This is a genomic window from Bacillus sp. PK6-025 (assembly GCF_056530265.1).
The window spans coordinates 2,265,089-2,287,430 of sequence record NZ_CP096509.1 but is presented as its reverse complement, the minus strand read 5'-3'; the positions used below and the strand labels follow the sequence as shown (position 1 = coordinate 2,287,430).

Sequence of the window (22,342 nt, the reverse complement as noted above, 5' to 3'; positions counted from 1 at the left end):
AGATGAGGTGAATAATTTTATGACATTCTCAAAAGTAAGTAAATTTATTGAAGAGAATAAACATGAGGCAATATTTACTGGAGGCACGAATGAAAATAATATAAAGTGGATCGAAGAAACACTTCAAGTTGAATTCCCGGAGAGTTATAAATGGTTTTTAAAAAACTATGGCTCAGGTGGAATTTTCGGCGTGGAGATACTTGGATATGACCTTGAGGGTGCCTATGTTGTAGAGCAAACTGAGGACTATAGGAAATATTATAATTTACCTGATGGGATAGTTGTAATAGAGTATGTTGACGAGTTCTCCTATTGCCTCGATACAAATAAAATGGAAGACGGAGAGTGTCCTGTAATTGTATGGGCTAATGACGGAGGTTACGGAAATGTTGTTGCACATAATTTTCTAGAGTTTTTCATGAAAGACCTTAAGGAGTCTAAAGAAAACTGGGAAGAAGACGAAGAGTGGGACGATGAAGAATAATTTAATATATTCAAGCACTTATCTCAGATCGAGTGCTTGTTTTATGTTCAGGGGATAAAACTAGAGAAAAGAAAAACGAACGTGAATATTAAGTCAAAGACGAAGAGGCTGCGGACACTGATCTTTTGCACATGTTGTGCAGCTGATTGGCGGCCGCTTTTTAATGCCGGGGACACACCTTTCCATAATCAAATGATGTATCGAATGAAGATGAAGATCGTCAGGGTTACTGGTGAAGCGGCTGAGTCTATGCAGTATGTAAGATTTAGTAGCCTTTCAATGCCTTCTTCTTTTCTTTTTTTAAATTATGTGTCATAGTACCGATATAATGATTAAGTAGAATTGAAAGAGTGATGTCCATTGTTATCTTTAGGAAATATTATAACAATAGAATTTGAAAACGAAATTCAAGAATATGTCCTTGCGAAAAGCAAAGTACTATCTATTGAAGACAATGTTTTAAGAGTGCATTATCCTGTTGATGAAGAAACGGGGAGAACTGTTATTATTCCAACAAATACAGCGGTAACAGTTCATTTTATAAATGAGCAACAAGTCCCATATAAATTTAATAGTGTAATAAAAGGCCGGGAAATTTATCAGGATATACCTGTACTAAATATGTATTTACCTGAAGAAGTTCAAATGAAAAAAGTTCAAAGACGGCAATTTTTTAGAGTCAATACAACGCTTCCCGTCACTGTTCGCCCATATGGATCTGGCTCAATGTTTAAAACATATACAGCAAATATCAGTGCTGGAGGCGCTGCGTTAATCATTGAAGAAACGCAAAAACACGAACCGGAAGAAGATTTGAAGCTAAGTATCCATCTGCCAAATGAGGGACATGATGAAGATGTGATTGACGTCCATGCTCAAGTTAAACGCACTTACATTGATCGCAGAACAAACAAACAGCTCATGACAGTTGAATTTATCAAGATGAATGAACATGATGAGCAAACCCTTGTACATTATTGCATAAAATTGCAATTGACAGAAAGAAGGAAATTGAAAACTGAATGAATGGAAGTTTAGGAATACAGTGATCTGCCTGATATCCCTCAATTAATTCAGAAGAGATGTTTCGTCCCCGCCATATACATTTATGGAAATCTGTTGGCAAGTTGGCGTCCAACTCTGCCAACAGAAGTCATCAACTGCACTGAAGTGTAGTGAGCCTTCATATGTAACAGATATTCTGCATGAAAACGGCAGATCGACAAGCAACATCGTCGGTGAAGCAGTGGAATCCTAGGCTGCGCCGGCCGATTTCAAGGTCAAAAAAGAAGCTTGAGTTCTCGTCGCATAAGCTTGGAATGCGTTATCAAAAAAGGTGACATAACCGGGATTCAATGGTCGCGACCGCTGAACCAACGAAAAAAAAGAGAAGCCTTTTTTCTTCTGCTAATGAAGAAAAAGGGCTTTTTAATTTGCTGAAAAACTTCTTTTTTGAAGCAAAGCACCAAACACCAGTAGAAAAAGGCGGTCGTAAGATTTCTGTGAGCTCTCGTCTGGCAGAATCGAATACGAATTGAAAAAAGGTTGAGAAATTGCTTGATGACAAATTAAAACCGATCAAGACTTAGTTAAAAAAGGCCGTTTGGGATGGCTTATTTTAAAAGGAAGATTACGATGAGAAACCCGGAGATTATCAAAAAGGCAGAAATAACGTTTGCTATTCTTAAAAGCGGTGGACTGGTGATTCCAGCTTAAGTATCAACGTGATGATGGCCGTGTCATTCGGATGGACCATGATGCCCAGAAATCCTGAGAAGAACGGTTTCTGGACTGCGTACCATAAGAGCTGGTGTGAAGGAAATTGAAACCTAACATTATTTAATTCGTATCTATAGTAATTTGAACATTATAGGGAGTGTTAAATTGAAGATTGCACTATTGATTATTGCAGGTATAATAATTTCTCTTGGTTTAGTAATAGCAATCGGTATTCTTATGTTTCGGAGGGAAATAAAAAAGTTAAATCCAGAGTATATTGTACAGTTTGTTAAAGCAAAATCAGGAAGCGGGAATGTCTCATTATCCATAAAACACAACGATGAGAATTGGGTTGATGTTAACGTAAACGAACAACTCCCTCTGGCAAGTACTGTGAAAATCATCTTAGCCATTGAATATGCACAACAAGCAGCAGCAGGAAAAATCGATCCGCAAAAAGAAGTAAGATTAAAGGAATTAGAGAATTTCTATATCCCAAAAACAGACGGCGGTGCGCATGAGGCTTGGATTATTCAATTGAAAAAAGACAAAGAGATAGAGATAGATCGTGTTCCATTATGTGAGGTAGTCAACGGGATGATTGCTTACAGTTCTAATGCAAATACTGAATACTTAATTGAGGTGCTGGGGCTTCAAAACATCAATCATGTTCCAAAGAGCTTAGATATGTTAAAGCATGAGCCTATGTATCCCATTGTAAGTGCACTTTATATACCTGCCCAACTGATGAATGAAAAGAACTTATCGAAAAAAGAAGTCCTAGAAGTAATGAAAAACATGGATATGCATGAATACCGTAATAAAGCGATTGAAATTCATAATAGATGGCTGAGCCAACCACTAACTGATCAAGAAAAAAAACAATTAAGAAAAACTTTGGACAATGATTTTCAAAAAATTTGGTCTGACCGTTTGCCCCGATCAACGACTAGAGATTATGTATCTATTATGAAAAAGCTAAATAGCAAAGTATATTTTAGTGAAAGTGTATATCAATATCTTGATCCAGTAATGGAACAAATAATGAGAAATCCAAACAATTGTGAATGGCTTGTTCATGCGGGACAAAAGGGAGGATCTACCGCGTTTATTCTTACGATTGCAATGTATGCGACAGATAAAGATGGAAACCAGACAGATATTGCATTTTTTGCAAATGATTTAACTCCAGTCGAGAAAGCAAAACTTTCTCGAAATATGAATGGGTTCCTGCTGAAATTTTTAAAAGACTCTAAATTCCGCGCCCATATCAAAAAAGAATTATCTATTTTAGATTTGCCTGGTTCACTTTCATGACTATCCCCCATCGGAAACCACGCTCGCGGTCTTTACCGTATTTGGCCAAAATATAATTTCAATTCTTGGTTTCTCGAAATCAATAATCTTAGCTGTTTACTCTCAGCTTAATAGAGACACGCAGCGTAAAGAGTTTATCAATGTTGAAGTGCTACTTCCTTCGTTCAGATTTGATCAATTTTACGCTACTGAAGAATTCAACATCAAATTGCAATCGGTATTTGTGAAAAATGCGGGCCGAGACTCATGTTAAAGGTCGTTGGAAATATCAAAGAGGAAGAGGTCAATTCCGTTGGGGTTTCAACAAGTTGTTGCAAAAACAGGAGTTGCTTCATTGGCAAACGTACAAGTACCAAATCCAGTCGTCTTGGCTCCATCATATAGAACGTTCGCCCAAGTTGAGCAAGCCAGAGTCAGAATTTATATTCAGAATGAAGAATGGTCCAATCTTTGCACTTTTTGAGGCTGATGGTGATACATGAAAGATCAAAGCGATGGACTCAATCAAATATTATCTCGCAACTGCTTTGAGTGAAGAAATCAAACAAAAGAAGTCCAAGTCATCGCGTAATGGGCAAGAGAAAAAAGCGGTGGTACGGAACAGCTTACGAAGCTAAGGCACCGGAACATGGAAAAACGATCATTGAAACGGTGAAGGGTGAATTTCCTCGTGTTGATTACAGAATGGGTTACAAGATTAAGTAGGAAATTTATAAAAGGATTTAAATTCTTCTTTTGTCATACCAAAATAGATTTCATCAAAATATGAACCATTTGTATAAATCATATTTCGTAACCTACCTTCTTCAACAAAATTAAGATTTTTGTGAAGAGTTATAGATTCATTGTTAAACGAGTAAACACAAATGGTTGCCTTTTGATATCTAAGTTCAAAAAAATAGTATCTCAACACAGTTAAAATCATATCTTTACTAAAACCTTTTCCTCTATAACTAGGGAAAACAGATAAGGCATAAGAAAATGTACCATTTTTAATATCACAATCAAATGTTTCAATCGTGCCGATTACATTTTCATTTTCATCTTCAGCAATAAAATAAAAATCGTCACTTTCATTTGAAGGAGTTTTTGAAATAGTATCAATCCATTCTTGAATTTGTATTCTGGTTCGAGGAAAAGAAATTGAATTCAGATTCTTTAATATGTCACGATCCAAAGTATCAAATATATGTATGTCTTCTTTTAAAGGTGCTCTTAACTTAATTGTATTACCGAGCCAATAAGCTGATTTCATTAAGTCTCATACCCTTCCATAAAAAAATGAATCAATCAAATTATACCATTTTAAAATTTATTGGAAAGGATTAAAAGAATTATATAAAGGCAATCATCGTTAATTCAAATACCTTATTGTGGGCGAACCATGCCCCCAAATGGGATTTAAAGATGGGGCTACTGCTTTGAGGATTACAGAAAAAATTCTTTGGTTTGTTCAATGGCTTTGTGGTTCACTTTGACACGAAAACAGAGCTGCATATTCCAATCGTATGATGTCATTGTTCATTAAAGATGATTATTTATTATATTAATTAAATTTTGGAGGTAATATTTTGAGACTAAAAGAATTGAAACTACATTTTAGTTCAGAAGGTCTAAAAGTTGATATAATGGGGGGAGAGGAAAACTTTGCGATTTTGTTACATGCAATAACCATTTGACACGTTGCTGCTCTATTGGAATACATACCGTTTGCTTTAAAACTCTCTAATGCTCTTTCAGCATGATTTAAGGAAAAATAATTTTGCCGAATTTCATAGTATGCAATGGCAACTTGATAATTGAACTCTGCCCTTTCGATTTCATCAGGGATTTTATGTAGATGACTTTCAGCAATTCTATAAAAATTAATAGTTTGGGTGAATCTTTTCTTATAAAACTCATACAACCCGGAAAAGAAAGAGAAATAGTACTGAATCATTTCATCAGTACAGGATTCTAAGCTATTGATTTTATATCGTTTAACAGATCTCCAGATTCTTTGTAATTCTCGGTCATCAGTTTAAAACGTGAATCTATAAGGTTAAAATATAACAGCACATTTTGATTTTCTTTCATATTAGGCAGTATATTTTTAATTTCTTCCCGCAGTTTAGTAGCATTTTGAATATTGTTTTGTCTAATAAAGCAATACCAATCATTAAGCATTTTACCGACTTTCTCAAACGCAACTTAGCTTCCAATGCCCCCAGCATCCTTTCATATAGTTGATTTTAAATATTCGAAAAATTAAACCTTGTCTTTTTCTGCATATGATTCATTTTACATAAAGGATCATTTTTTTACAATGATTTTCCTTTTTTGGAATCTGAAAAAGGTTATGCCGAACGTGTCAGGGTATAAGACCTGCTCAATAAGATTCATTTTCATGGATTGGCAGGATTTATTCACCAATTCTTTTCTATAAAGTGGTAAAATATTTTGTGGTATGTCACTTTAGTATTAGAGGAGAATGCTATGAAGACTCTTGATGTTCAGGCGTTGCACAAAGCTATTGATCAAACGTTGGAACAATTAAAACATCAATCAGACGAATTCGACAAAGTCCAAAAAAGCGTTGAGGAAATCGCATCACTAGATGATGCTTTAAAAGGAAAAGGTGGCGACGCGATCCGTGCCTTTTACAAAGAGTGCCACACCCCTTTTCTACAGTTCTATGATACTTTCATAGAGAAATACAGTTCCACGCTGAAGAAAATGAAAACCGCATTGAATTCGCTGGAACCAAACCATAACGGGTTTATTTCGCAAACCTTTCTTGAGCACGAGCTAGAACAAGGATTGAATGCGGCCAATCGAACAACCAAACACCTGGTGTCTAAATCGAACGCCACGATCGCGAAGGTCAGTCATATTGTCGATTTGCCTGATTTGAATGACACCGATTTTCATGAACAGAATCAGAATCCTTAAAGGAAATCAATCAGACAATTGAAAAGCTGCATACGTTCGACAGGGAACAGACAAGCGCTCTAAAAACCGCAGAAAACGACCTGGAAACGATGCAGAGATACATAAGTAGGCTTGAAAAGATGTACACAGGCCCTAAAATTGAAATCACCGGTTACCAAAAGGGCTCGATTTTAAAGCCAGATGAGATGGATGCTTTACGTGGTGGCCAAGACACAGCGATGGGCGTCATGTTGGATAAGCTGGATAAGAGATCAAAGCTTGAAAAAGAAGTTAGCGAGGTTAGCAAACAGGATAATAAAATTTCTGAACTCAAGAAGAAGCTTGATGATTTCAATTTTTCAACGGCTTCAGAGTTTTATGAGATGGCTGCGGAAATAGGGTACGAAAACCTTTCCCCTTGGCAACAGCGATATTTCAATCAAATTGAAGGCGCTCGTGATTTTGGCAACGCAATTAAAGGAAGTGCTGAAGGACTCAAAAATGCAGTCGTCGATACTGCGGTAGGCCTATGGGACATGGTCGTTCACGCAGACGAAACGATTGAGGGCATTAACTTTACACTTCATCATCCTGATGTCACATTCAATATTATAAAAAAAGGAATTGAAGACTCGTATCAACGAGATGTCGTCAATGGTGATTCTTACACCCAAGCCAGATGGTTTAGCTATGCCGTTGGAATGGTCGGGACATCGATTGTTGGTTCTAAAGGCGTTGACAAAGCAGCAAAAGCCGCCAAAGCGGGGAAGGTAGGGCAGGTCGCTGCCAAAGCAACTAAAGCTTCTAAAAAAGTATCGAAACAAGCTTTGGAAAAAAGCGTAGCGTCTTTCAAGAAATCGATGCAAAGGGTTGCTTCAAACATAAAAGGGATTCAAATACACAACCCTTTTGCGCCGCAAATTCAGCTTGCAGGCGGAGGGAAAGTTCCTTATCATGCACTTAATGGGGAGCATATAAAAGACAGTCTTATTCAGTTTGCGAAGAAAGTCTCTGATATAAGCAGAAAACCGTTTACAGGAAAAAATATAAATCTACCTTGGTTAAATAAAAAACGGTATGAAGCTGTTGAAATAGAAGGACACGTAAAGACAAAAGGAGAGACTAAAAATGTAAGCCGGAGAGTGTATATGTTTAAGGATGTTGATATTAATAGAATTGATCCTAAAAGTGGAAAGACAAATTTACAGTTAATGAAGGAAGGAAGACCACCTTTTGCAAATGATGGTACTCAAATTAACCTACACCACCTAATACAAGAAGAACCTGGCGCTATGGCAGAGATTCCAAATAGCTGGCATACTAAATATAGCAAGGTATTACACGGGCTAAAAGGAAATGGAGAGAGTTTTCGAAATGATCCTGTTTTAGAAAGTCAGTATGATAGGTTTCGGGATAGGTACTGGAAATGGAGAGCTAAACAATATTTAAAATGATTAGAGGTGTTGTAATTGTTAACCGAAAAAGTAGAAAAATTAATTGATGAGAACAAAGACCATGCGACAATTACAGGAGGAGTTTCTGAAGAAAAGGTTAAATTTATTGAAAATGAACTTAATGTTAATCTTCCGGAGAGCTATAGATGGTTTTTAAAAAAATATGGTTCTGGAGGGATCTACGCTGCTAACATTTTAGGCTACGATCTGGTAAGTGCATCTGTAGTTGAAAAAACTAAAGAGTATAGAGAGCTTTACAACCTAAATGAAGGATTAGTAGTGATAGAGGATATCGATATCTTTGCCTACTGCCTAGATACGAATAAAATGATTGATGGAGAATGTCCTGTAGTTGTTTGGGCAACTCAAGGAGGTTATGGAAGAACTGTTGAACAAGATTTCTTAACTTTTCTTTTTGAAAGACTAAAAGAGAAAAAAGAAATTTGGGAAGAAGACGAAGATTGGGACGATGAAGAATAATTTAATATATTCAAGCACTTAATCTCTGATTGAGTGCTTTTTTTTATTGTTCAATTTCCGAGAAAAATCCGACAAAAAGGGGGATAAAATGGGGGACTTTTTCTATTCCACTTTGTCATACGATAGAGACAAGAAAAATGAACGTATACCTGAGTCCAAGAAGGAGAGCCTGCGGACACTGATCTTTTGCACACGGATGTTGTGCAGCTGATTGGTGGCCGCTTTTTTATTGGCCAGAATGGGAGACGCACCTTTCCCTTATCAAGGGTGAACTCGGATGTATCGAATGATGATGAAGGTCGTCAGCTTCACAGGAGGAGCGGCTGGAGTCTATGCAGGATTGCGCGCCTTCAGTTACGGTGTTTGTCGGTGTTGAAAAGGACGGCGCCCCAAAGCCGGAAAGAGAGCCTGTCAGTGCTGCTGCCACGGTTAGAACAGACATTGTTTTTTTCATGCTGATCCCTCTTTTTCATCTACCCTCTCGTTTCCCGGTGAGGATGCAATAAAACATGTGAGTGCGCTTTGTATGTTTTATTGATCCCTTGCAAGGGAAGAGAAATGGGTAATTCGGTATATACACAAGCAAGAAAGGGGAATGGAGATGGCTGACAAGAAAAAAATCACAATAAACGGCGTTGAAATGGAAGCGTCCGAGGAACAGACGGTGCTGCAGCTTTTGAATAACAGCTCGATTGAAGTGCCGCAAGTTTGCTATCATCCTAGCTTAGGGCCGATTGAAACATGCGATACGTGCATCGTCAGCATCAATGGCGAGCTGAAGAGGTCGTGCTCCGCTGAATTAAAGGATGGCGACGTCATTGATACGCTTTCGTCTGATGTGAAAAAAGCGCAGGTTATCGGGATGGACAAGATTTTATATAATCATGAGCTTTATTGTACAGTTTGCGATTACAACAATGGGGGATGTGAAATACATAATACGGTGAAAGAAATGAAAGTCAATCACCAAAGCATCCCGTTTGATCAGAAGCCTTACCATAAGGATGAATCAAATCCGTTTTACCGGTACGATCCGGATCAATGTATTTTGTGCGGACGCTGTGTCGAAGCGTGTCAGGATGTTCAGGTAACTGAAACACTGACCATAGACTGGGAGCGGAAACGCCCGCGCGTCATTTGGGATAATGATGTGCCGATCAATGAGTCATCTTGTGTATCATGCGGACACTGTTCTACCGTCTGTCCATGTAATGCGATGATGGAAAAAGGAATGGAGGGGGAAGCCGGATATTTAACAGGAATCGATGACGAAACGCTGCGTCCGATGATCGAGATCACAAAAGGCGTAGAAACAGGGTACGGCTCGATTCTCGCCATTTCCGATATGGAATCTGCCATGCGTGATGAACGAATCAAAAAAACGAAAACCGTCTGCACATACTGCGGCGTCGGCTGCAGCTTTGATGTCTGGACAAAGGGCAGAGACATTCTGAAAGTCGAGCCGCAGGAGGAAGCGCCGGCCAACGGCATTTCTACTTGTGTAAAAGGAAAGTTCGGCTGGGATTTCGTCAACAGCGAGGAACGCCTGACAAAGCCGCTGATCCGAGAAGGCGACCATTTCCGCGAAGCTGAATGGGAAGAGGCGTTATCGCTGATCGCCAGCAAGTTCACGGATTTAAAAGAGGAGTTTGGCCCGGATTCGCTTGCCTTTATTACATCTTCTAAATGTACAAACGAAGAATCCTACCTCATGCAAAAGCTGGCCAGAGGGATCATCGGCACAAATAATGTCGACAACTGTTCGCGCTATTGCCAATCTCCTGCGACTGCCGGCCTGTTCCGGACAGTCGGCTATGGCGGTGACTCAGGGTCGATTACAGATATCGCGGAAGCGGACCTTGTGTTGATTATCGGTTCGAACACGTCTGAATCGCATCCGGTCTTGTCCACTCGCATTAAACGGGCTCATAAGCTGAGGGGACAGAAAGTGATCGTAGCGGATATCAGAAAACACGAAATGGCAGAGCGCTCTGATTTATTTGTCCAGCCGCGTGCCGGATCAGATATCGTCTGGCTGAATGCCATCGCCAAATATTTAATTGAAAACGGCAAGGCAGATGAACGCTTTTTGCAGGAAAGAGTGAACGGACGGGACGAATATGTGAAAAGCCTAACGCCGTATACCCTTGAATATGCCGAGGAGAAAACCGGAATTGATCAAGAAACCCTCATCCAAATGGCGGAGATGATTGGTCAGGCTGACAGTGTGTGCGCATTGTGGGCAATGGGCGTGACACAGCATATTGGCGGAAGCGACACGAGCACGGCAATTTCTAATCTGCTGCTTGTGACAGGAAACTACGGTAAACCGGGAGCAGGCTCTTACCCATTGCGCGGCCATAACAACGTGCAGGGGGCAAGTGATTTCGGCAGCATGCCTGACAGAATGCCGGGGTATGAAAAAGTGACGGACGAACAAGTCCGCCAAAAATACGAGCGGGCGTGGGGTGTGCCGCTGCCGAAGGAGCCGGGCATGACCAACCACGAAATGATCGAAAAAATCCATTCCGGCCAGCTGAATGCGATGTATGTAAAAGGTGAAGAAATGGGTCTGGTCGATTCCAATATCAATCATGTACACGCCGCATATGAAAAGCTTGATTTCTTTGTAGTGCAGGACATTTTCTTTTCACGAACAGCCGAGTTTGCTGATGTTGTTCTTCCTGCGAGCCCGAGCCTTGAAAAAGAAGGAACCTTTACAAACACAGAACGCCGTATTCAGCGGCTGTATCAGGTGTTTGAACCGCTGGGCGAATCAAAGCCTGATTGGCAGATTATTATGGAGGTAGCCAATAAGCTTGGCGCCGGCTGGCACTATGAGCACCCTGGAGAGATTATGGAGGAAGCAGCCATGCTGTCGCCGATTTATGCCGGCGTCACCTATGAACGCCTTGAAGGCTACAATTCCCTGCAATGGCCTGTAAGCGCTGATGGAAAGGATTCGCCTTTACTCTTTACAGAGCGCTTCCCTTTCCCGGACGGCAAGGCCAAACTCTACCCTGTTCAGTGGGCAGAGCCTGAAGAGTTCGGTGAGGAATATGACATCCACGTCAACAATGGGCGGCTCTTAGAGCATTTCCACGAAGGGAACCTGACCTACAAATCAAAAGGGATTTCGAAAAAAACGCCGGAAGTGTTCTTAGAAATTTCTCCTGAACTGGCGTCAGAGCGGGGAATTCAGGACGGAACCCTTGTCAGACTCACATCGCCTTTCGGAAATGTCAAAGTGAAGTGCTTGATCACTGATCGTGTCAAAGGGAAGGAAGTGTATCTGCCAATGAACGATTCAGGGGAAGCAGCGATCAACCTGTTAACAGGCAGCCATGCTGATAAGGATACCGATACGCCTGCATACAAAGAAACATCGGCCAAATTGGAAATTTTGAAGCGCGATGGAACCAATCCGTTGCCTAAGATCAATCACCGCAACGGCAATCCGCAGCCGCAAATCGGTGTGCAGGTACAAAAGAAATGGGCGCGGAAGGATTATATTTTCCCTGGCGATGCTGTGAAAAGGGGGATTGGGTATAATGGCTAAAGCGATTAAACGAATTCAGAAAATCGAGATAACCGAAGAGGATCAGAGAAAGCGTGATATGAAAGAAATAGAAGATGCATTAGTCGAAAATAAGGAAGCCATTCTTGAAACGCTGCATATGATTGGGCACATGAACGAGCGCGGTGTTTTGCCAATGCTCCGCGGCCTTTTTGGCCAAGGAGATAAAGTTCTGGACATCTTAGTGAAAAAGGCAGATACAGAGGAAACGGCCAACACGCTTAAAAATCTGCTTCTTCTGTTTGGGACGCTCGGCATGTTAGACGTGAAACAGCTGGAACCTCTCATTTTGAAAGTGAATGCGGGGGTGGCAAACGCGGTGGAACAAAAGGACAGCGAAGAGAAAACAGGTTATTTTGATGTCATCCGCTCACTCAAAGACCCGGAAATCAACAAAGCAGTTACACTGCTATTCTCCTTTTTAAAAGGAATGGGACAAGATACAGAGGAGCTGGAACGCACGACTCAGCCTCCGGAGCACCAAAAACATCATCAGGAACCCCGAGAGAAAAGAGGAATGAATAAGAGGGATTGACCCCGCCCGAGCCGGCTGTTGCCAGCTCGGGTTTTTGGTGAAAAGATCTCATGAACTAGTTAAAAATGATCAAATACGAGGCAGCCGGCTAATCATATGAAATCGAAGCAAAAAGAGCTCACTCAAAAAACAGGAAGATCTTGCGAGCGGGAGTGGTATGAAAAAGTGTTGGATGCAGGCAGCACATTTGCAGGAAACATCACCGGATATTATGATTACAAGAAAGCCACTGAGGGTGTTAATCCCGTTACAGGAGAAACATGTCTCCTTCACATCATGACTTCAAAAAATTCACCATTGTTCCATCTGGATCGGCAAATGCCGAAAATCTATTTAAGTTGTTGGAGGAATGATTCAGTATGTTAACAAGAGAAGATATCTTTAAGCATGTCAAAGAAAAATTCGGTACATCGCCAGATTACCCATTCCAAAAATTTCCAAACTATGCCGCTTTAAGACATGAATCTAACGAAAAATGGTATGGTCTTGTAATGAATGTTCTCCCAGAAAAGTTAGGCTTAGATGGAAATGACGAAATAGATATTCTGAATTTAAAATGCCCTCCCGAAATAAGCGGCAGTTTAAGAAATGGAAAGAGCATTTTACCTGGATATCATATGGATAAGGAAAATTGGATATCACTTGTTTTAGAACGTATAGATTCAGAAGAAGAAGTTTATAACTTAATTGAGCAAAGCTTTAATTTAACCAAGTAAATCATGAAATGATCGTTTCGCAAAAGGAACCAGAAAATGTTCGAACTTTTTTATAAAACCGAAACTTAAATTCGTTGGATAAGAATCCGTTTTGATCAATCTTTTTTTCAAAACGGGTTCTTTCTATAATATGTGGGTTCTCATGATGATTTTAATCAACTTTATTTTAAAGCAACAACAACACGGCCATTAACAAAAGAGGCAAACCCTTACGTACCAAGGGTTTGCCTCTTCTCATTTAAAACGTCCCAGGAGAGATTCGAACTCCCGACACACAGCTTAGGAGGCTGTTGCTCTATCCACCTGAGCTACTGGGACACAGAACAATATTATAGTGCAAAAATCAGAAAAAATAAAGAGGTTGCAGCGGTTTTTTTAAAAATTTCTTCGGGAAAACATACATCCGGCAGACTTTGCAGCCTGCTGAATGTATGTTTTGGCCTTAACCTTTCAGGTCAATATGATGTCCTGAAACGGGATGAGGCGCCTGAACCATGTCAACGAGCTGCTGTGCGCTTTGTTCGGCGGTGTCCAAAGCCGTCTTTGTCAGCGACATTTGCACGTTTTGATAAAGAGCGGCCTGACTCATGGCCATTGATAAAACAGCAATATCCAACATAACCACCTCCTTAACATGTGTATCGGTTAGAGAGGTGAGGACTTTACTCATATTTACTAATCTGAATATTCAATTTAATATAGTGGTAAGCCGATCCCAGCGGCTCTTAAACACCATGAAAAGAAGCCGTCTCTCAATACCGCCACTGACCGGTTCCTTATTTTGTCTTCGAATAAGGAGAGGGGCTGTTTTGTATCTTCCGCGATTCTTCACTTCCTGAGCATTTGTCTAATGTCCTTTGTTGATTTCATTCTCGAAGAGGCTGATGATTCTATCATTCTGCTTGACAATCGTTCGCAACATGGCAACAATGTTTCCTGCAAATCCGATCAATATGATCATTAATATGATGATGATCCACATGGTAAACCACACCCTTTTGCACAAAATTTTCCTTTCGATTCAACATTACCACCTGGTCTTTCACAAAACAACTTTCCTTTTGAAACGGAGGCTGATTTTATGGATTGGCTTGAATTTGTTTCTGCGACGGTTCAATCATTGGCATGGCCAGCTACTTTGATGATGTGCGTTTTGCTGTTAAAGGAACCTTTGTCTGAACGGATGAAGGAATTGATCAAACTGAAATACAAGGACTTTGAATTGGAGTTTGACAAAAGGCTTCAGAAGCTCGTCTCCGTACGGGAAAAAAGGTTATCGGGACTGACATCTGTACGGTCAGCGCCGGCAGGGGAGAACATGATCGAAAGCGCTTGGTCTGATGTTCACAATGTTCTGCGGGAAACAGCCTCGACATTTGATCAAAATGCGATCCGCCTTGAAGGCGATGAATTGATTCAAATGCTGCATGACCGCGGAATGATACAAGACGACGCGGCATCTGTGCTTTCAGAGCTTTCCGCTCTGCGTCGGGATGCATCGGACAGAGCGAGCATTACCGGAGCCCTGGCATACAAAACACTTTGCTTGGAGGAAGCGAAGCGTTTGCAATTATTAGCTGAACAACAAACTGCGATTAAATGAAAGGCGAAACGATTCATTTGATACTCTGACGCTTTACATCATCGCCGGAGTTTTTTGTATTTGAGCTAAAAATGAATTTTCTTTATCGAGTAGACGATTTTACGGAGAGAGGCTGATTGCCGGTTTAAATATGATATCATGGTGGACAGGAAGAAGTTTATGATAAGAGAGGGTTTCATTTATATGCTAGAGAAAGCTGAAGCTTTATTGCAGCACTATTATGGCTATCCTTCACTGCGTCCGGGTCAGAAGAAAGCCATTCAATCGGTTGTTTCTGAAAAACGGGATACAGCATGCATTATGCCTACGGGCGGAGGGAAATCAATCTGCTACCAAATTCCCGCGCTCCTTATGGAGGGGACAACCATTGTGATCTCTCCTTTAATTTCCTTGATGAAGGACCAGGTGGATGCGTTAAATCAGCTTGGAATTCAAGCTGCGTACGTGAACAGTTCTTTAGGCCATGGCGAAATCGCTGAGCGGCTTTCCGTTTTAAAGGAAGGCGGCTACAAGCTGTTTTATGTCACACCTGAGCGGCTGACGTCTCCCGATTTTATTCGCGTGCTTTCCCGCATTCATATCCCGCTGACAGCGATTGATGAAGCTCACTGCATTTCACAGTGGGGCCACGATTTCAGGCCGAGCTACAGACATATTGAAAGCTTTTTAAATAGCCTCGGCACCCGTCCGGTCGTATTGGCATTGACGGCTACCGCAACGCCCGAGGTTCATGAGGATATTTGCACACAGCTCGGGATCGAAAAAGAGAGCACGGTTTTCACCGGTTTTTCACGGGATAATTTGACGTTTAAAATTTTAAAAGGCGAAAACAAGGATCGTTTTATCGAATCATATGTGGAGAAAAACCGCTCAGAGGCGGGAATTATTTATACAGCGACAAGAAAGGAAGCCGAAAGAATATCAAGCCGCCTGTCTCAAAAAGGAATTGCGGCCGGGTGCTATCACGGCGGGATGAATGATGAAGAAAGGGACCGGCAGCAGGATCTCTTTTTAAATGACGAGATCAGTGTGATGACAGCGACCTCAGCATTCGGAATGGGCATCGATAAATCCAATATCCGCTATGTGATTCATGCTCAAATTCCAAAGAACATGGAGAGCTATTATCAAGAAGCAGGACGAGCCGGACGCGACGGTCTTGACAGCGAGTGTATCCTGCTATTTTCTCCTCAGGACATCCGGCTTCAGCGGTTTTTAATCGAACAGTCGACAGAAGATGAAGACATTCGGGCACAAGACGTGAAAAAGCTGAGGCAAATGGTTGATTTTTGCCATACTGAAGGCTGTCTTGAGCGGTTTATTCTTTCTTATTTTGGCGAAGTTTCGACTGAAGACTGCGGCAGGTGCAGCAGCTGTCTCGACACCCGAAGCATCACCGATGTGACGAAGGAAGCACAGATGGTACTGTCCTGCATCATCCGCATGGGAGAAAGGTTCGGAAAAACCATGGTGGCGCAAGTTCTGGCAGGTTCGAAAAATAAGAAAGTGACCGAAAACGGCTTCCAGCAATTATCGACTTACGGAATTTTAAAGAACCGGTCTATTGCCGACATCAGCGATTTTATAGAGTTTTTAATCGCAGATGAGTACATCCAGATGTCCGACGGAACATATCCCGTTCTCTTTGTCGCCAACAAGGGGCGAAACGTTTTGCTCGGCCGGGAAGCGGTGATGCGCAAAGAAAAAATGCAGACAAGTCAAATTGTTAAAGATGACGAATTGTTTGAACGGTTAAGAGCGCTGCGCAGAAAACTTGCCCAGGAACAAGGCGTGCCTCCTTTTGTCATATTCTCTGATGAAACGCTGCGGGAAATGAGCGGGAAAGTTCCCCTGACAGACGAAGAACTTTTGTCAGTCAAAGGAGTGGGAGAACAAAAAAGAGTAAAATACGGCGCTGTATTTCTACAGGAGCTTCAAGCCTATAAAACTGAGAAAGAAGCATAAAAACCCAAAAACATCATATGTAAAAAGTTTTTTTAGTAAATCTCCTATTGCAGATAAAAAAAGATTGGAACCCTTGATACACCTGAATTTATGCCGATTTTTGGACGGCTGAAAATCCTCCTCGTAAAATAACTGTAATCAAAAACAAATTGTTTTGTTATTGATTTGACATTTTCATATGTTACGATTGCTCCTGTTAGCCGGACAATAAAAAGCTAACAAGGGAGGATTTACTTATGAAGAAGACGTTTATGTCCTTTGTTGCAGTTGCAGCACTATCTTCAACTGCATTCGGAGCGAGTGCCTCTGCAAAAGAAGTAACAGTCCAAAAAGGTGACACCCTTTGGGGAATCTCGCAAAAACAAGGGGTAAATCTGCAGGACTTAAAAGAATGGAATCAGCTTTCCTCAGACCTGATTATTCCAGGACAAAAGCTGAACGTTTCTGAAAAACAGACAGAAGAAAAGAAACAATATACCATTAAAAAGGGAGACACTCTCTGGAAAATCGCTCAACAATTCGGCGTTTCCGTGAACGACCTTAAAAATTGGAACAACATAAAATCAGATATCATTTACCCGAATACATCCATAACTGTTGACGGACAGGCGACGGTTCAAGCTGCTGCGGCGCAGCCTGCGGAAACAAAGCCTGCCGTACAAAAAGAAGCGAAAGTTGAGAAAGCTGCGCCTGCACCTAAGCAGGAAAAAGAAACGGCTTCCCGTTCAAACGAATCTCAAAGCTCTCAAAGCGCTGCAAAAGAACTGACGGTTACCGCAACGGCATACACTGCCAATGACGGCGGAATGACAGGCGTGACAGCTACGGGTTTTGATCTGAACGCCAATAAAAACGCCAAGATTATTGCGGTGGATCCAAACGTGATCCCGCTTGGATCCAAGGTGTATGTTGAAGGCTACGGAGAAGCGACTGCTGCCGACACCGGCGGTGCGATCAAAGGGAACAAAATCGACGTATTTGTTCCAAGCAAATCCGCGGCAAAAAACTGGGGCGTTAAAACGGTTAAAGTAAAAGTTTTAAAATAAGAAGTTTTACCATTGATGGACACTGACCATGGAGATGATCAGTGTCTTTTTTCTGTTTTCTGCATCTTTTTTTCGATTTAGATGTTTTTTTAGATTGGCAAATGGGTAGTTCAATAGATATGTACATATCAGCTGATTTAGAAAAGGAGATGTAGGAGTATTGCTGTGGATTATCATGACATTTTTATTGATTAATGCAGGGATTTTTATTTTTTCTTATCTGAGGACAAAAGATATTAATTTGAAGACGTCAGACGGTTATTTTCTCGGCGGGCGCAGTCTCACTGCTCTCTATATTGGAAGTTCGCTGCTTTTAACCAATTTGTCAACAGAACAAATGGTAGGGTTAAACGGTCAAAGCTATTCGGGAACGATGAGTGCGATGGCTTGGGAGGTTACAGCACCGCTTGCGCTCATTATGCTGGCATTCGTTTTTTTACCGAGGTATCTCAGTTCTGGGGTTACGACGATACCTGACTTTCTTGAAAAACGCTATGATCAAAGAACGCGGCAAATCGTCTCGATTCTCCTGCTTCTGGGATATGCGACCTCGTTTCTGCCAACCGTATTGTACTCCGGGGCGCTCGTTCTCGATCAAGTGTTTAATATTTCCTCTGCGCTTGGAATCAGTACGTTTGCGACTGTTTTTTTCATCTCGCTTGTGATCGGGGCCGCAAGCTGCTGCTACATATTTTTTGGGGGACTAAAAGCTGCGGCATCGGCTGATGCCATTTATGGCGCCGGTTTAATTCTTGGCGGTCTGTTTATTTTTGTGCTTGGAATCATGGCAATCGGCGACGGCAGTCTCTTAAACGGCTATACTGAGCTGACGAGTGTACATAAGGAAAAGCTGAATGCCATTACAGCCGACAACGCTGCAGAAGTCCCGTGGCCGACGATTTTTACGGGACTGCTTGTGAACAACTTATTTTATTGGGCTGTTAATCAGTCGATCGTTCAGCGGGCGCTTGGGGCGAAAAACTTGGCTGAAGGGCAGAAAGGCGCATTGCTGGCCGGTGTATTTAAGACGATCGGTGTGTTTTATCTCGTTCTTCCCGGGGTTATTGCTTACCATCTTTACGGAGGTCATATTGAAAATGCTGACACCGTTTACCCTAAGCTGATCGTTGATTTGCTGCCGACTGCACTTATCGGTGTATTTGCCGCGATTTTATTCGGAGCGATTCTCAGCTCGTTTAACGGTTCGCTGAACAGCACGATCACGTTGTTTACATTGGATTTGTACAAACCGATCTTCAAGCCTGAGGCAAAAGAAGAAGAGCTTGTGAAAACGGGAAGGATCTTTGTGGTGATCCTTGCCGCGGTGTCGATTATCATCGCGCCTTTTATTCTGTTTGCGCCGTCCGGCCTTTACAATTATTTGCAGGAAATGTTCGGATTTTTCAATGTCCCTGTATTGGCTGCCGTCGTCGTTGGATTCTTTACGAAAAAAGTGCCGGCGCTTGCTGTGAAATGGGCGATATTCGCACACATTGTTTTGTATACCATCTCAAAAATCTATTTTGGCCAAATTCATTTTCTCTATATATTGGCCGTTTTGTTTCCGTTTTCCGTTCTCTTGATGCTTTTCATCGGAAAATTGAAGCCAAGGCCGTCAGAATTCAAGCTTGAGAAAAATGCTAAGGTTGACTTGCGGCCATGGAAGCATGCCAAACTTGCTTCTATTCTTGTGATTTGTCTGATGGCCTGCATTTATCTGTTATTTTCGCCTTGGGGTCTTGCCAAATAAAAAAAGGCAGAGGATGTGTTCATCCTCTGCCTTAATGTTTTGTGATACAAAGTGATACATGTTCTTTCTGTGCGTCGATCCGGCACCGTCCGCCAATCGGAAATGTAAAGAAAGGGGTTGTATGGCCGAAATCTATATTTGCGATAACGGGTATTTGAGAAAGCTCTTTTTTTGTTTGCACAATTTGTTTAAGGCGCTCAAGCGTTACGGCTGATGCTGTCTGAAAACGGCCAATGAGAACGGCTTTGACACCGGAAAAATCGGGCAGATGAAGCAAGGACTGCAGATCGCGGTCAAAAAACGCTGCCGGCGATTCCCAATCATCCTCAAGAAACAATACGGCGTTCTTGATGTCAGGGAAATATTCCGTACCTTGCAATAGGTTCAATGTGCACAAATTCCCTCCTATGATCTTTCCGTCTGCTGAGCCTTCGTTGATCACAACAGGGCCGCTGTTTTGTTTGGGACATTCTTCAGTTTCGATTTCTTCACACCACATCGATGATGGTTCAACATCGTAGACACCGCTTGCGCAACAGCACTTCAAAAAGTAATCTGTCATATAGTTTAGTCCATACCCCATTGAAAAGCTTGAAAAATGAGGTCCCGAATAGGTGACAAGCCCGGTTTTTGCATAGATCGCCGCTGAAAGAGCGGTAATATCTGAAAAGCCGCAGAACACTTTTGGGTTGGCTTTTATGAGTTCATAATTCAAATGTGATAACAGCTGATTGCTGTTATACCCGCCGAGCACAGTGAGTATTCCTTTGACGCGTTGATCGGAAAAGGCATCATGGAGATCGCTTACTCTCGATTGAATGCTGGAGGAAGAACATTCATCAATTTCATTAGCATGTGCGGAAAAAGAGATTCGAAATCCGAGATTGTTTAAAACCGTTCTCGCCTTTTCGATCTTATCGGTGTTGAGAAGTGACAGGCTTCTCGATGGGGCAATCACCCTGATTTCGTCACCGGGCTGTAGTTTTTCTGGAAACATGAACGGGCACACCTTTCATTGTTTCTATCTATTTCACCATACTTTTAAAGATCCTGCCACTGAATTTCACCGGATTTTGAACCGGGGTCGATCGTTACTTCAAAATGATGCTTTTCATAAAAATGGATCAGCCGGTCCACATGGTCCCAATCCCTTTCAGCAATGTCCCCCGTGATGACCGGTATGTTGTGCTCGCGGGCTTTTTCTTTTAAATATTTCATGCAGATGGAACCATAACCGTAGCTTGCCGGCCCTTTAATATCCCCGATATGGATCGCGCGTTTTTCTTCTTTGTAGGAAGCGACAAGAGAAAAATCACATCTTCCGCGGTACGGCGACTGGCAATCGCTTAACATGATCTTGCATGTCCGGCCATCATCAATCGAATGGACAATCATCCATTCATCGTCTTTCGATTGATCAATACCGAGCACTCGCGAATCTTTGGAGATATCCTTCATATTTTCACGCATCCGAAACAGTTGAAATTGCAATTCGTTCAATTCCTTCTGCAAGCCGGAGCTGTCTTTTTGCAGTTCTTCATCCGTTATCATAAAACTTGCTCCTTTCCATTAAAACATACAGTTTTCGATTATAGTAAAAAGAACGGCAATTTGCAAATGGGGTGCTAGAATTAAATTTTAATGTAATTTTAAACAAAAATTTCACATTCTACGATTTTTTTGTGATAGAATTCATATGACTTCTGGTATATTTACCTAGGATACGAGACAATGGATCCTCCTAATCCCAGAAAAACCATGACAAAAGGAGCGTACGATTTTGAAGAAAAGAATTTTTTCTCTATTGATGCTGATGTCAGCTTTTGTTCTTGTATTAGCTGCATGTCAGCAGGCTGATCCAAAAGGATCTTACGCAACGGCTTATAAAAAGCTGATTTCTGCGAAATCATACGAATTTTCAAGTGATATCGGCTTGAAAGTTGACGCATCCAACCTTGGAGCGGAAGATAAGCAAGTTGCTGATATGCTGAACGATGCAACATTAACGATCAGCGGAAAAACGAATGCTGAAACGAAACAGTCTGAGGCTGTGATTAAAGCGAAGCTGAAAGTCCAAAACATGTCGCTTGATTTCGATATTCCGGTTTATATGGACGAAAAGAAACAAGTCGGCTACATCAAAATTGACAGCGTTCTTGACAGCTTCGGCTTCTTCCTTGGAACAGCCGGCATGAATTTTGACAGCGTCAAAGGCAAGTACCTTGAATTCCCGCTTGAAGATGACAAAACTTCATCTCAAGACACGGATGAACTTCAAAAACAATTGATGGAATCCATCAAAGAAGCTGCAGACAATCTGCCTGCAGATAAGTTTGAAAAAGCGGATCTGACAGATAAAGAAAAAGAGCAGGGTGCTGCTCAAAAAGTCGCTTTCAGCTTTAGTGACAAAGAAATTAAAGCTGCGGTCGTCAAGTTCATCGAAATCGCCGGAAAAGCGAGCGGAGAAGCTGTTCCGAAGAGCGAGCTGAACAAGATTAAAGACGGACTGAAAGACGTCACATTCAAAAAGTTCGATGTGACATCAACAATCGATGACAAAGAAAATCTTCTGACTGAAAATGCTGATATCTCTTTGTCTGTTGACAGCAAAAAAGCACCTCAATCTTTAGGCATCACGGCATCTACAACTTACAAAAATATCGATGGTGACGTAAAGTTTGAGCATAAACCGAATAAAGAAGATATCGTAACTGAAGAAGAATTCGAAAAATTAATGGCTAAAGATGCTATGAATTTCTAAGGCATCCGCCTTGGTTCCCTTCCTC

Annotated in this window: 19 protein-coding genes, 1 tRNA gene and 2 pseudogenes; 15 read left to right on the top strand and 7 right to left on the bottom strand. The window is 41.5% G+C overall.

Features of this window, described 5'->3' with window-relative positions; genetic code table 11:
• The first annotated feature begins 19 nt into the window (after positions 1-19).
• The 4 genes and pseudogenes from M1D67_RS11665 to M1D67_RS11650 all read left to right on the top strand — a co-directional run.
• Positions 20-484, top strand: a complete 465-nt coding sequence (locus tag M1D67_RS11665) for an SMI1/KNR4 family protein (protein ID WP_025811310.1) — start codon at positions 20-22, stop codon at positions 482-484.
• Positions 485-844: 360 nt separating this feature from the next.
• A complete protein-coding gene (locus M1D67_RS11660; protein ID WP_025811311.1) occupies positions 845-1,510 on the top strand; it encodes a flagellar brake protein in 666 nt (221 codons plus the stop codon).
• Positions 1,511-2,368: 858 nt separating this feature from the next.
• Positions 2,369-3,520 (top strand): serine hydrolase, encoded by a 1,152-nt coding sequence (locus M1D67_RS11655; protein WP_051502138.1) that lies wholly within the window; start codon positions 2,369-2,371, stop codon positions 3,518-3,520.
• 597 nt (positions 3,521-4,117) lie between these two features.
• Positions 4,118-4,225, top strand: a pseudogene (locus tag M1D67_RS11650) (XtrA/YqaO family protein); the annotation flags it as partial.
• Here M1D67_RS11650 and M1D67_RS11645 read toward each other — a convergent pair.
• Together M1D67_RS11645 and M1D67_RS11640 are read right to left on the bottom strand one after the other, a co-directional pair.
• A complete protein-coding gene (locus M1D67_RS11645; protein WP_105981015.1) occupies positions 4,218-4,775 on the bottom strand; it encodes a GNAT family N-acetyltransferase in 558 nt (185 codons plus the stop codon). The pseudogene M1D67_RS11650 and the gene M1D67_RS11645 sit on opposite strands and share 8 nt — an antisense overlap.
• Before the next feature lie 701 nt (positions 4,776-5,476).
• Entirely contained in the window at positions 5,477-5,686 is a 210-nt protein-coding gene (locus M1D67_RS11640; RefSeq protein WP_224146215.1) for a response regulator aspartate phosphatase, read from the bottom strand.
• 309 nt (positions 5,687-5,995) lie between these two features.
• Between M1D67_RS11640 and M1D67_RS11635 the strand changes: the two are divergent.
• From M1D67_RS11635 to M1D67_RS11610, 6 genes and pseudogenes are all read left to right on the top strand, one after another.
• Positions 5,996-7,884, top strand: a pseudogene (locus M1D67_RS11635) (T7SS effector LXG polymorphic toxin).
• A gap of 15 nt (positions 7,885-7,899) precedes the next feature.
• The gene (locus tag M1D67_RS11630) at positions 7,900-8,364 is read left to right on the top strand and encodes an SMI1/KNR4 family protein (protein ID WP_080131423.1); all 465 of its coding nucleotides are present in this window, start codon (positions 7,900-7,902) and stop codon (positions 8,362-8,364) included.
• Between the two features lie 601 nt (positions 8,365-8,965).
• A complete protein-coding gene (fdhF, locus tag M1D67_RS11625; RefSeq protein WP_479831315.1) occupies positions 8,966-11,923 on the top strand; it encodes a formate dehydrogenase subunit alpha in 2,958 nt (985 codons plus the stop codon).
• Positions 11,916-12,476: a helical membrane plugin domain-containing protein gene (locus M1D67_RS11620; RefSeq protein ID WP_023855691.1), complete on the top strand. Its 561-nt coding sequence runs from the start codon at positions 11,916-11,918 to the stop codon at positions 12,474-12,476. Before fdhF ends, M1D67_RS11620 begins: the two co-directional genes overlap by 8 nt.
• Positions 12,477-12,572: 96 nt before the next feature.
• Positions 12,573-12,842 (top strand): pre-toxin TG domain-containing protein, encoded by a 270-nt coding sequence (locus M1D67_RS11615; protein ID WP_025811318.1) that lies wholly within the window; start codon positions 12,573-12,575, stop codon positions 12,840-12,842.
• Positions 12,836-13,192, top strand: a complete 357-nt coding sequence (locus tag M1D67_RS11610) for an MmcQ/YjbR family DNA-binding protein (RefSeq protein ID WP_023855693.1) — start codon at positions 12,836-12,838, stop codon at positions 13,190-13,192. The genes M1D67_RS11615 and M1D67_RS11610 overlap by 7 nt, the downstream gene beginning before the upstream one ends.
• A 244-nt stretch (positions 13,193-13,436) precedes the next feature.
• Here M1D67_RS11610 and M1D67_RS11605 read toward each other — a convergent pair.
• The 3 genes from M1D67_RS11605 to M1D67_RS11595 form a co-directional block, all read right to left on the bottom strand.
• A tRNA-Arg gene (locus M1D67_RS11605) sits at positions 13,437-13,510 on the bottom strand.
• Positions 13,511-13,634: 124 nt separating this feature from the next.
• Positions 13,635-13,811 carry a YjfB family protein gene (locus M1D67_RS11600; RefSeq protein WP_003182594.1) on the bottom strand — a complete coding sequence of 59 codons (177 nt, stop codon included), beginning with the start codon at positions 13,809-13,811 and terminating at the stop codon, positions 13,635-13,637.
• A gap of 228 nt (positions 13,812-14,039) precedes the next feature.
• Entirely contained in the window at positions 14,040-14,174 is a 135-nt protein-coding gene (locus M1D67_RS11595) for a hypothetical protein (RefSeq protein ID WP_257878874.1), read from the bottom strand.
• A gap of 99 nt (positions 14,175-14,273) precedes the next feature.
• Between M1D67_RS11595 and M1D67_RS11590 the strand changes: the two genes are divergently transcribed.
• The 4 genes from M1D67_RS11590 to M1D67_RS11575 all read left to right on the top strand — a co-directional run bounded on the left by M1D67_RS11590 (position 14,274) and on the right by M1D67_RS11575 (position 19,556).
• The gene (locus tag M1D67_RS11590) at positions 14,274-14,795 is read left to right on the top strand and encodes a hypothetical protein (RefSeq protein WP_020451772.1); all 522 of its coding nucleotides are present in this window, start codon (positions 14,274-14,276) and stop codon (positions 14,793-14,795) included.
• A gap of 183 nt (positions 14,796-14,978) precedes the next feature.
• Positions 14,979-16,760: a DNA helicase RecQ gene (gene recQ, locus M1D67_RS11585; RefSeq protein ID WP_020451771.1), complete on the top strand. Its 1,782-nt coding sequence runs from the start codon at positions 14,979-14,981 to the stop codon at positions 16,758-16,760.
• Positions 16,761-16,996: 236 nt separating this feature from the next.
• On the top strand, positions 16,997-17,806 hold the full coding sequence (locus M1D67_RS11580) for a 3D domain-containing protein (protein WP_023855696.1): 810 nt from the start codon (positions 16,997-16,999) through the stop codon (positions 17,804-17,806).
• Positions 17,807-17,966: 160 nt separating this feature from the next.
• A complete protein-coding gene (locus M1D67_RS11575) occupies positions 17,967-19,556 on the top strand; it encodes a solute:sodium symporter family transporter (protein ID WP_231006558.1) in 1,590 nt (529 codons plus the stop codon).
• Positions 19,557-19,587: 31 nt separating this feature from the next.
• On the opposite strand, the gene M1D67_RS11570 is transcribed toward M1D67_RS11575, so the two are convergent.
• Together M1D67_RS11570 and M1D67_RS11565 are read right to left on the bottom strand one after the other, a co-directional pair.
• Positions 19,588-20,553: a S66 family peptidase gene (locus M1D67_RS11570; RefSeq protein WP_020451768.1), complete on the bottom strand. Its 966-nt coding sequence runs from the start codon at positions 20,551-20,553 to the stop codon at positions 19,588-19,590.
• Between the two features lie 44 nt (positions 20,554-20,597).
• A complete protein-coding gene (locus M1D67_RS11565; RefSeq protein WP_224146218.1) occupies positions 20,598-21,107 on the bottom strand; it encodes a GNAT family N-acetyltransferase in 510 nt (169 codons plus the stop codon).
• 229 nt (positions 21,108-21,336) lie between these two features.
• Between M1D67_RS11565 and M1D67_RS11560 the strand changes: the two genes are divergently transcribed.
• Complete coding sequence (locus M1D67_RS11560; protein ID WP_020451766.1) at positions 21,337-22,317, top strand: hypothetical protein; 981 nt, start codon at positions 21,337-21,339, stop codon at positions 22,315-22,317.
• Positions 22,318-22,342: the final 25 nt, after the last annotated feature.